The following is a 3,076-nucleotide window of genomic DNA, read 5'->3' as shown; positions in this document are numbered from 1 at the left end:
TGAACCTGCTAACCACCCGCCGTCTGACTATAACTATTGTGAAAAGAAGACAGGACAACTACTCTGACACGGCGGGCACCAGAAAAAGCTAAAGGGGTGTTTTGACTTTGAAGAAATGAACCTTTGCATTTGTTTCTTTATAAAAAAAGAGCCACCAGAAAACTGATGACTCCATTATATAAAGTGCGTGAGATCACGCTTTAAGTTTATATATTAACTAACGACACCCTTGACTGTTAAAGTCGACGACTAAGCTTGCACCAGTGCTATTACCAGCTACTTTTAGGTAGCCCCAGTATTCACTCTGGCCTGAAATATAAATACACTCTCCATTTCCGCTATTATTTGACTCAGCCACTTCATTGTTACCATTTGGCCAACCACTTGCAGCGTAGCTTAGACTTAAATCACCACTACCATTAGCGGTGGTGATCGCAATACCATTTTGGCCTTGAACATCTGCAATGCTAAACCACATAGGATCGCTATTACCTAGACAAATTACTTCGCCATCATTTAAGCGGCCACTGCTTCGGCTACCTTGACTAGCACACACATCTGGCACGTTAGAAGTCACTTGGGTAAATGATGCTGTTAACTGAACGTTATCAAATGCATTATAACCTCTAACCATCACATGGTATCGGCCTACTTGTGCAGGATTTATAGCACACGACTCTTCGTTACCACCAATGTAAGGGCGACAATCATATATAGCTTCACTCGGTGCTGCTTCAAAACTTACATATAAATCCGCATCACCTGTACCACCAGTTAAATTAAACATAAGGTCGCTGGCGCCTGAAGGAACATCAAAAGTGAAATATAAAAATTCATCTTGAGCGCCACTAATGTTAATTGGCTGGCTATTCAATAGCACACCATCATCAACACTACTGTCAGCTTCGATAGTTGCTACTGTAGTGACAGTTTGGCTTGCACCTTCATTATCAACCACAGTTAATGTTATGGTGTATTCTCCTGCACTTGTGTAACTATGAGTAGGATTTGCCAGATTTGAACTGCTACCATCGCCAAAGTTCCATTGATAACTGGCGATACTACCATCGCTATCATTACTACCATTACTCGTGAAGCTAATATTGTTATTTTGCATGCCAGAATATGGGCCATTAATTTGTGCTACTGGTGGGGTATTAGTGCTCGTACCTGCAACTAAGTCATCGCACCACTGTACAAATTCATTCTCATAGTTATTGGCCCACTCTACAGTTTTTGATTTATAGGCACTCCAATTACCAGTGCGGGTATGAGCCAACATGGCATCAAGTTCGTTGTTGTGACGTTCAAACATAAAGCGAACAGCTAAGTAACCCCAGCGATAAATTCGATCTTGATCAAATCCATCATAGGTGGTGTCAAAAATTTGCGCTAGTGTATAGCGCGAGCCATCACTAATAGTGGCTTTTGCAGCATCGTTGTTATTTAAATTAGCAACATACTCTGCAACCCCTTCAGACCACCAGACAATATCTTCTGTGGGTGCGTTAAAGTCACCATATAAGTCGAAACGACCATCTAAATAGTGAACATACTCGTGCTCTAAGTTCCATACATAGTGCTCTGCATTGGCATAACTTGCTTCATAAGCTATAAAATTAGCTTGGTTGCCAGCTACAGATGGGTCACCTTCTAAATACATACCGCCATTGTTAGTATTTATACCAAAGATAGCACCTGCGTACTTGCTATAATCGTCACTACTGTCAAAAATATTTACTTGTAAAAAGTTATTGTTGTCATCAGCAACAGGGGTGTTATTTGTGGCTAGCTTATTATGAAAAAGCCCTTCTTCAGCGCCCATAGCATCACATGCTGCTGCATGTTGAATAGCTGTCATATTTTGCGAGCGAATTTTTATAGTACTACTACAGCTATAATTTTGTGACAACACTTGTTGAGTTAGTTCATCAACAAAGCCACAAATACCGTAGTCATTACAATCTGCGTAATAACTTACAGAATCAGCTGCTGCAAGCCATACTGCATCACCATAACCAAAACTGTTATAGGTGCTAAAAATAGCTTTCAAACCAGTATCAACACTTGCTTGTATTGACGTGCCTGAATATTGTTTTAAACGAGCTAATTCACTGGCAGCGTTAACAATCAAGTATTGTGCATCTGAGTCTATCATCCACTGCTTTTGAGTAAATGCGCTTAGCTTAGCAACTAAGTCAGTATCAGTGCCGATAGCGGTTACAAATGCATCATTCCACTGGCCACGATAAAGTAGCGTGAAAATACCATTAACAGCACTACGCATATTCCATTTTGCAGCATAACTCTCATTGAAGCGCGTTAACCACTGCTTTACCACGTTTAAGTAACGATGCTGCTGCTCAGCACTATCCATAGTTATGATAACTTCAGCAAGTGTTTTACCGTGTCCATCATTATCATCATAAAAGTGGCTATTGTTTACAAATGCATCTATAGCATCAACTACTGCAGGTTGTACCCAAGAGCTAAAATTCACGTCAGCATTATAAAACTCAACATAAAAACCCGCACGCAAATATAAAAACAGCGCTTCTAAATCAACATCTCCACCACCAGCATAAGTCTGTGAGAGTGACTTAGCATGATTTGCAACGGCATACATGTTATCTGAACTATAAACCTGACTCTGAATAGAAGATGGCGCACTAAAAAGTTCATTAATGCAATTAGTACCTTGGCTCTTAAGTTCAGTGATAATTGCACTAGTGCTTGCACTTGCCATCGCACTTAAATCACAAGTGACAACGGCAGCTTGGCTGCGCATCATGAACTGATTAAGTTGTTGTGGCTGTTTTTGCAACTCAGCAATAGGCGCTTTTTCGTTATGTTGGTGATCTACACCGTGATGATGTGTACGCTCAACTTCTGCACTTTTTGGTGTAAATAAGCGCTCCTGCACGTTAGCTGAATGAGCTAAAGAGCTTGCTCCAAGCATTGGTAACGCCAGAATTAATGTTTTAATTTTCATAATTTACCCACGGCAAGATCATTATAAATTGAACTTATAGAATATGTAGTGATCAGATCAAGACATAATAATCACCTTGGTCAC

The 3,076-nt window shown here is 40.3% G+C and carries 1 protein-coding gene; it reads right to left on the bottom strand.

Annotated elements, in window-relative coordinates:
- Positions 1–217: 217 nt before the first annotated feature.
- Positions 218–2,992 (bottom strand): collagenase, encoded by a 2,775-nt coding sequence (locus AAEY57_RS18955; RefSeq protein ID WP_193049878.1) that lies wholly within the window; start codon positions 2,990–2,992, stop codon positions 218–220.
- Positions 2,993–3,076: the final 84 nt, after the last annotated feature.

Origin of the sequence: Pseudoalteromonas sp. MER144-MNA-CIBAN-0113, from assembly GCF_040308965.1 — a bacterium.
Taxonomy (GTDB): Bacteria; Pseudomonadota; Gammaproteobacteria; order Enterobacterales; family Alteromonadaceae; genus Pseudoalteromonas; species Pseudoalteromonas tetraodonis.
This window is presented reverse-complemented; position numbering and strand designations above follow the sequence as displayed.

Excerpts from the sequence above, each read along its gene's own strand:
- AAEY57_RS18955 (WP_193049878.1), bottom strand. The coding sequence starts at position 2,992 with ATGAAAATTAAAACATTAATTCTGGCGTTACCAATGCTTGGAGCAAGC.